The sequence below is a fragment of the Pontibacter cellulosilyticus genome (assembly GCF_014306105.1).
Lineage (GTDB): Bacteria > Bacteroidota > Bacteroidia > Cytophagales > Hymenobacteraceae > Pontibacter > Pontibacter cellulosilyticus.
In genome coordinates, this window is sequence record NZ_JACRVF010000001.1 from 1,755,246 (window position 1) to 1,763,182 (window position 7,937).

Consider the following 7,937-nt stretch of genomic DNA (forward strand, 5'->3'; position numbering starts at 1 on the left):
TATAAGTACAAAGTAAAACTATGAAAAATGTATCATCCAAAGCCCTGCTTAAAAAGCTGGGAGGGCTAGCGGTTTGCCTGAGCTTAGCAGCTGCCGTACAGGCACAGGAAATGTTAACACTGGAGCAAAGCTTAAATCTGGCACGCCAGCACAACGTAACGCTGCGCCAGGCAAAGTATAACCACACCAAAGCCGACATTAACGTTAACCGCAGCAAGTTCAGTTACCTGCCTACTGTTTCGGCAAATGCCGATGTGAATAAGATCAATGGGCAAACGTTTGACAATGTAACAGGGCAGGTGAAAAACGGTACCACCACTACTTCCTTTCCCTACCTGGCCGGCCAGGTGGTGCTGTTCGATGGCTTTACCAAATTATTCGAACTAAAGCGGGCAAAGCAGCAGGCAGAAGCCAGTTCCTATGCCGCACAGCAGGCCGAAATAGAGCTGGAAACCAACATCACCAATTTTTACCTGCAGGCCCTGCTCGACCATGAGAACATCACCATTGTGCGGGAAAGGATAAAGCTGCTGGAGGGCCAACTGGACAAGATGGAGAAACTGGAGCGTGCCGGCGTGCGTGCCCAGGACGAAGTATACCAGATTAAGGCACAGATAGCCACCGAAAAGCTGAACCTGATCACATTCCAGAATAATTACCGTAGGGCAAAGCTGCAACTGGCACAGGAAATGAACGTGGAAGGCAACCAGGAGTATGTGCTGCAAACGCCAACAACTCCGCTGGACCTGAATATGAGCTTACCAACTGAGCAGGATGTGATGGCGCGTGCGCTTGGCCACTCTCCCTTGATAAAGTCATCTACGGCCTCGCTGGAGGCAGCTAAGAGTAACCTGAAAGTTGCCCGCAGCAATTTCTCCCCTACCCTCTCGCTAGAGGGCGTGCTTAGCTCCAACTATACCAGCAACGTGCTAAAGGATCCGGCTAACGGCGATTTCACTACCATCCCATACTTTAACCAACTGGAACTGAACCAACGAAAAATTGTGGGCCTTAACTTAAACATTCCACTATTTAATGGCCTTAACCGCCACTACGATGCCCAAACTGCACGCATCGACCTGCGCAACGCTGAACTTGACCTAATTGCCCGCCAGAACCAGTTGCGACAAACAATACAGCAAGTATACCAGGATGTATTGGCAGCACAGGAGAAGTATAACACTGTAATGGCTAACCTCGAGTACACTGAAAAAGCCTTTGAGTCTGCCAAGAAGCGCTACGAAATGGGCACGATCGATTTCTTTGCCTACATGGAGTCTTTGAACAATAAAAACAGGGCGCAAACGGAACTTCTGCAGAGCAAATGCGAGTTCTATTTTAAACAACGCATATTAGAGCTTTACCAAGGTTAAAGATACCACTACTACCTATCTATTACCGGGAGCCGCAGCCTTAACAGGTGCGGCTCTCATTTTTGGAACGGTTGTCTGATGAAGAGTTAAAGTTGTATTTACTAGCTGTAGCAAAACTACTCCTGCACACAATGACGTCAGCTTAAGTAAAACCAGAAGCTATTTTGTCATCTCGACCTTTGGGAGAGATCTCTTCAGGACACTCCTGTACAAATCTTAGATAGATTTCTCACAGCTACGCTGGTCCCTTTCAACTCTCGTCTCAGGCATGTTCGAGATGACAGCTTAGGTTGACGTCATTGAAAATTAAAGGGTGAGTAAATCATCCGCTTAAGAAAGCGGCTGTCAGATAGTAAATCACAGGTAGCTGTGCAGTGTAGCACGATAAAATACCAGTGTTGGTCGAACAATTTGGCTCTGACTTTATTATGCAGATAGGTTTCTCTAACTTTGAAACGCTTCAGAAATTTTTCAGCCAAATGCGCTATTCTTATTACTGCTTGTTCCTCCTCTTCCTGATTTTACTGGCTGTGCCTGCAGCGGCGAAAAACTATATGCTTAGCGGCATAGTGCGTGCAGCTGGCACAAATGAGGTGTTGGTTGGTGCCACTGTGGCTGTACCAGGTTTACAAACAGGCACCACCACCAACGAGGGTGGTTTTTATTCGTTGGCATTGCCACAAGGTACCTATACTGTACAGGCCTCTTACATTGGCTACGATACCTTTAGCGGCAGCATCCGTGTAACAGGCAACCAGACCTACAACATCACCTTAGCGCCAGCCTCCAACGAACTGCAGGTGGTGGAGATTGAGGCCCAAACGCTGCGCCAGAAACTGAACGACACGCGCATGAGCGTGGAAAAACTCACCACCAAAGAGGCGAAGCTCCTGCCCGCCCTCTTCGGTGAGGTAGACCTGATCAAAACGCTCCAGCTGAAGCCAGGCGTACAGTCTGGTGGCGAGGGCTCTTCAGGTTTGTATGTGCGTGGCGGCGGCCCCGACCAGAACCTGGTGTTGCTGGATGATGCGCTGATCTACAACCCTTCGCACCTATTTGGTTTCTTCAGCGTTTTCAACTCCGATGCTGTTAAAAGTGTTGAGTTGTATAAAGGCGGCTTTCCGGCACAGTTTGGCGGCAGGCTTTCTTCGGTGGTAGACGTTGACATGGCCTCCGGTAACAATGAGCGTGTTCAGGCCACTGGTGGTCTTGGTTTAATATCCTCACGCCTTACCCTGGATGGGCCAATTGTAAAAGATAAAGCTACTTTCCTGATCTCGGGGCGCAGAACGTATGTAGATATTTTTACCCGACAGCTAAACCGCATCAACGAAGGCAAGAAAGACTACAGCCCTATCCCGGATTACTATTTTTACGACCTGAACGGTAAGCTTAACTACAAAATTGGCGAGAAAGACGAGCTTATCCTGAGCAGTTACTGGGGCCGCGACTTCTTTACGTTTAAAGACGATGACTTCCGGATTGGCTTTGACTGGGGCAACAGCATGGCCTCGCTTAGCTGGCGGCACAAGTATAACGACAGGCTTTACAGCACCACCTCAGCGGGCATTACCAAGTATAAATATGCCATCAATAACGAGATAGACATCTTTAGCTTTAAGCTTACTTCCGATATAGAGGATTATACTTTAAAAACAGATTTTGACCTGTTTCTGACTGGTGGCCATAGTATAAAGTTCGGTGCCAGCGCTACCCGCCATTATTTTACAGTTGGCCGCCTCAACTTCGACTCTGATGATAACAGCCTGAGCTTTGGCGCCGGAAACGATTACGATGCTACCGAATTCGGCGCATACGTGGCTGATGATTACCAGGTAAATGCACGGCTTTCGCTTAATTACGGTTTGCGTTTTTCCGGCTTTAACAATGGCAAAACATACTTTGCCCTGGAACCGCGTGTGGCTGCCAAGTATAACCTTTCGGAGAACACCTCGCTTAAAGGCAGTTTTGCCAGCATGATGCAGTACGTGCACCTGGTTGCCAACTCCGGGGCTTCCCTGCCTACCGATGTCTGGTACCCGTCTTCTGCGTATGTAAAGCCGCAGCGCTCGCAGCAGGTGGCGGCAGGGGTTAGCCACCTGTTTGGGGATGGCAAGTTCTTGTTCACGAACGAAGTATACTATAAATGGATGGAGCGCCAGATTGATTTCCGAGATGGTGCCAACCTTTTTGTGAACGATGACCTGGAGGCTGAGTTCCTTTTCGGCAAAGGCAGAAGCTACGGCAACGAAGTATACCTCGAGAAGATTAAAGGCAGAACCACCGGCTGGGTTGGCTATACTTTATCTTGGACTTACCGCAAGTTTGACAGTGAGGATCCGGCAGATGCGATAAACAACGGCAACTGGTTCCCAACACGCTACGACCGCCGCCACGACCTGAGCGTGGTGCTGCTACACCAGCTAAGCAAGCGCCTTAACTTAACTGGCGCCTTTACCTATGGCACCGGCAATGCTTTCTCGCTTCCGGTTGCCCGCTTTGCTTTTCAGGATGTGCAGGGGCAGCGCTCTTCGGTAGTGCCTGTTTACTCTGAGCGCAATGGCTTCAGGCTAGCTCCTAACCACCGCCTGGATTTAGGTTTGGTTTGGAAACTTAACCCGAAACGCGGCAGCGCCGACCTTACCTTCAGCGTGTACAATGCCTACAACAGGCGCAACCCATACTTTGTGTACTTCGACCAGATAGAGGACGAGGAAAGCGGCCAGACACTGAAGTTCCAGGCGAAGCAAGTGTCGCTTTTCCCTACTATCCCATCTGTAACTTACAATTTTAAATTCTGATGAAAGTTAAGGTTTTTTTATACTTGCTACTGCCTGTACTTTTACTGGCAACAGCCTGCGACCTGGAGAAAGAGATTGAGGTTGCATTACCTGAGCATACTCCCCAACTGGTGGTAGAGTGTTACCTGCAGCAAGGCAAAACATTTAAAATGACCGTTACGGAAAGTGCGTCATACTTCGATGCGCCACAGTCACTGTTTGTACCTAATGCCGAGGTGTACATTACCCACAATGGCCGCCGCATTAAGCTAAACTACAAGCCAATGGTGGCCAAGCAGGCCGGCAAGTACTACACCCATACCTCTACAGAGGTTATGAACGCAAAGCCTGGCGATATTTTCGGTTTGGAGGTAACCGACAACAAGGGCCGCAAAGTTACCGGATTTACCACCATACTACCGGTTGTGCCTATTGAGGAAGTGGAATGGAAATTTAATGAGAAGGAAAAGGCCTACCTGCTCACCTCTTTCCAGGACAATGCCAGCACCACTAACTATTACCGCTATGTAACCCATGTAGACAGCCTGAATACCAGGCCCGAACGTGACTTCACACTCGATGATGATCTCACCAATGGCAAGCGCACCACACTGGGCTCGGCTTACGACTATGATCGGAATGACACTATTATCGTTTCGCTTTACCACATCGAAAAGCAATACTATGATTTCCTGAATTCTGTAGATGATGCCAAAAGCGCCAACGGCAACCCTTTTGCTCAACCGTCTAAAATCAAGTCGTCGGTACAGGGGGGGATAGGTATATTTACCAACTTAGCCTTTGAGCGTAAAACTGTAGTCCTCAACTAAACTTATTAAAGAACAGTTATTTATAAATAAAATTATAACAAAAACCAGTTCTATCTAGTAAAGAGTGCATATTCATAGTTACCAGGTTACTTAGCCTCTTAATATCTTTAAACAGATACTTGATGAAACTGAAAGTATTCCTCACCCTACTACTGTTGTTCTTGTTTGCCAACAACGGGTATTGCCAACTCTTTGCATCTTACCACCAGAGTGCAACCTCATTTGCGGGCGTAGGCTTCGAAGTTTGGCGCTTTACTCCAGAGGTAAGAGTTTCCACCAATGTATTTGTAGATGACTTCAGCGCGGAGTTCGTATTGCCGTTTAAGGTGGTTTCTAAAGAGGATTTTTATGTTGATTTCGGGGCAGGCTACCGGACAAAGAACTTCAATGGGCTTGTAGTACCCCTTGGCATTTCAGCTTTCCCTTTTGAGCAAAAGAAAATGGGATTTCAGGCTGAAGTGGCTGCCATTTCAGATTTTACAAGCTCAGCCCATATACGTGGCAGTTGGGGCATCGTGTACAGGTTCTGGGAAAAGAGGTAAGATAGGCTTAAAGTATCTTTTAATTTCCAGTTGGGCTCCGGCACATACAGCCCCTGATGCAGAAAGCAGCCAAAGCATAATCAAGGCCCTAATGCTTGCTATAATTCAGAACCATATAAAGGTGCAAACAGGAGCTAGAACAGCACCCATATCTCTAACCCCTAAAACAGGACATCTAAGAATGTCCTTTAAAACTTATCTGTAATATTATAATTTATCTATCCTCCATGTAAGGCTGCCAGTTCACGATAAGCACCTTGTCCTCATCCAGCAGCAGATAGCCGTAGTCGTAGCAGAAGTGATAAGTGTTGCCGCGCTGGGTGCGATAGAGCTGCGTAAGGTAGCGAAAATCGAAGCCGGCCAGCTCCAGGTACTGCCGGGGCACGGTGGTTTTCCCCTGGGGGCTGAGCTGGCGCAAGATGCTGCGGTTCTTTCTCAGCGCCGTGTTCACCTGCTGAATTCTTCGCTCCCCCTGGCTCTGGCGCTTGAGCGTATTATTTGATAGGTGGCGGCACTGATCGGAGCAGTAGCGCTTGTCGCTTCTGCCCACTATGCCTTTACCACACTGGTTGCATGTCCTGCTGTGTTCCATAGCTTAGTCGCGTTCTTACCCGCTTATATCCGGGTATACTCGCGTAATAACGCGGATAAGGTAAGCAAAGGTTTTACCTTTACCGGCACTACCAGTCTCTACTCCCATGGCTTACATAAACTTACAGCCGGTTATCTTCCTTAATGCCCTGGAGCACGAAGGAAAGCAGTTCATCAGGCTATGGTACAAGCCCAGCCCCTTTATCACCAAAATGCTGAAGGAGGCCAGCTGGATACGCTACAGCAAAACATACAAGTGCTTTGTGATGCACCGTACCTCCAATGCTATTGAGCTCACCCACAATCACTTTTATGGAGTGGCCAAAGTAGACTCCCGTTATCTGATACGGCCCAAGCGGCTCAGGCCGGCAGAGGGCGTGGTAATCTTATCGGGTGGGCACGCTTCTGAGCCCCTGCAGAAAGCACCGGTGCTGCCAGTCGTGCGCCTGCAGCCGCTGGAGTACGAGGGTAAACCGCTAGTGCAGGTCAGCCACGCCTTTGACAGGAACATATATGAGTGCCTGAGGCTTAGTAAATGCTGCAGATGGCTACCCGCGCTTAAGTGTTTTGTAATAGAGACCGGCAGCGACAGCTTGCACCTGCTGCTCGACGACGTGGCGGGGTTAGCGCAGGTGTGGCTGGCTCAGACGCTACAGGTGCGCGACCTGAAGCTACAGGCAAGGCTCTGGGAGCAGACTTATGCCAAGGGCGAGGGCTACATTACCTGCCCGGTGGCCTGCCTGGAGAAGCTTTTTCTATTGAACTATTCTCTAAATACGATTCGTACCTACCACTCGCTTTTGCTGCGGTTTCTCAACGGGCACAAAGAGCATGGGCTTGAGAAAATCAACGCCTTCTCAGAAGAGGAGATCAACCAGTATCACCGGGGCATGGTGCAGAGCCAGAAGTACTCCTTCTCCACCGTCAGCCAATCTATTAACGCCGTCAAGTTCTACTATCAGCGGGTGCTGGGCCGGCACGAGGTACAACTAAACTTGGTGGAGCGGCCCGAGAAGGCACGCCGCCTGCCCACCGTGCTTAGCAAGCAGGAAGTACAGCGCATATTATCCGTAACTGAGAATCTAAAACACCGTTGCCTGCTGCAACTACTCTACGCCGGAGGGCTTAGGATTGGGGAAGTGATCAACCTACGGATAGAGGACGTGCAGTCAGAAAGAATCCTGTTGTTCATCAGAGGGGGCAAGGGTAAAAAGGACCGTACCACGCTGCTCTCGGCAAAATTGCTTGAGAGCCTCAGGGAGTACTACCGGGCCTACAGGCCGAAGGTGTGGCTCTTTGAGGGGCAGACGGGCGGGCAGTACACGGTAGAGAGCATCCGTAATATATTCAGCGCCAGTATGGGAAAAGCCGGCATCCTTACTAAAGCCACGCCTCACACGCTGCGCCACTCCTTTGCCACGCATTTGCTGGAACAGGGCACTGACTTGCGCTACATCCAGACGCTGCTGGGCCACGGCTCCAGCCGGACTACCGAGATCTACACGCACGTGACGAGCCACTCGCTGGAAAAGATCACCAGCCCGCTTGACAACCTGTGATTAATTCCTATATTGGCTAAAGAATATGCCATGGACATGAAGACTACTGGTACGAAGACAACAGGGAGTAAAAGCCGCCATCCAGCAGGCTCAAAAACCTTCGCACATAGTGTCAATAACCGTATGTTTACGCATAGCGGCTAGTTGACCGTGATTGTGAATTTACGAATTTAAAAGTGGCGTGTCTTTCAGGCTTTTAGGGGGCTGGGCGGCATCAAAGGCCACTAAAGCCGGGCAACGATCAGAAAAAGAGCCAAAGGCA

The 7,937-nt window shown here is 49.3% G+C and carries 6 protein-coding genes; 5 read left to right on the plus strand and 1 reads right to left on the minus strand.

From position 1 onward, the window contains the following. Positions 1 to 20 precede the first annotated feature (20 nt). The 4 genes from H8S84_RS07540 to H8S84_RS07555 all read left to right on the plus strand — a co-directional run bounded on the left by H8S84_RS07540 (position 21) and on the right by H8S84_RS07555 (position 5,525). Entirely contained in the window at positions 21 to 1,373 is a 1,353-nt protein-coding gene (locus H8S84_RS07540) for a TolC family protein (RefSeq protein ID WP_187066611.1), read from the plus strand. 398 nt (positions 1,374 to 1,771) lie between these two features. Continuing rightward, positions 1,772 to 4,174: a TonB-dependent receptor gene (locus H8S84_RS07545; RefSeq protein ID WP_230407068.1), complete on the plus strand. Its 2,403-nt coding sequence runs from the start codon at positions 1,772 to 1,774 to the stop codon at positions 4,172 to 4,174. Beyond that, positions 4,174 to 4,983, plus strand: a complete 810-nt coding sequence (locus H8S84_RS07550) for a DUF4249 domain-containing protein (RefSeq protein ID WP_187066612.1) — start codon at positions 4,174 to 4,176, stop codon at positions 4,981 to 4,983. Before H8S84_RS07545 ends, H8S84_RS07550 begins: the two co-directional genes overlap by 1 nt. A 122-nt stretch (positions 4,984 to 5,105) precedes the next feature. After that, positions 5,106 to 5,525 carry a hypothetical protein gene (locus tag H8S84_RS07555; protein ID WP_187066613.1) on the plus strand — a complete coding sequence of 140 codons (420 nt, stop codon included), beginning with the start codon at positions 5,106 to 5,108 and terminating at the stop codon, positions 5,523 to 5,525. 214 nt (positions 5,526 to 5,739) lie between these two features. On the opposite strand, the gene H8S84_RS07560 is transcribed toward H8S84_RS07555, so the two are convergent. Next, positions 5,740 to 6,117, minus strand: a complete 378-nt coding sequence (locus tag H8S84_RS07560) for a hypothetical protein (protein ID WP_187066614.1) — start codon at positions 6,115 to 6,117, stop codon at positions 5,740 to 5,742. A gap of 106 nt (positions 6,118 to 6,223) precedes the next feature. On the opposite strand from H8S84_RS07560, the gene H8S84_RS07565 reads away from it, so the two are divergent. Continuing rightward, positions 6,224 to 7,675 carry a tyrosine-type recombinase/integrase gene (locus H8S84_RS07565; protein WP_187066615.1) on the plus strand — a complete coding sequence of 484 codons (1,452 nt, stop codon included), beginning with the start codon at positions 6,224 to 6,226 and terminating at the stop codon, positions 7,673 to 7,675. The last annotated feature ends 262 nt before the right edge of the window (positions 7,676 to 7,937 follow it).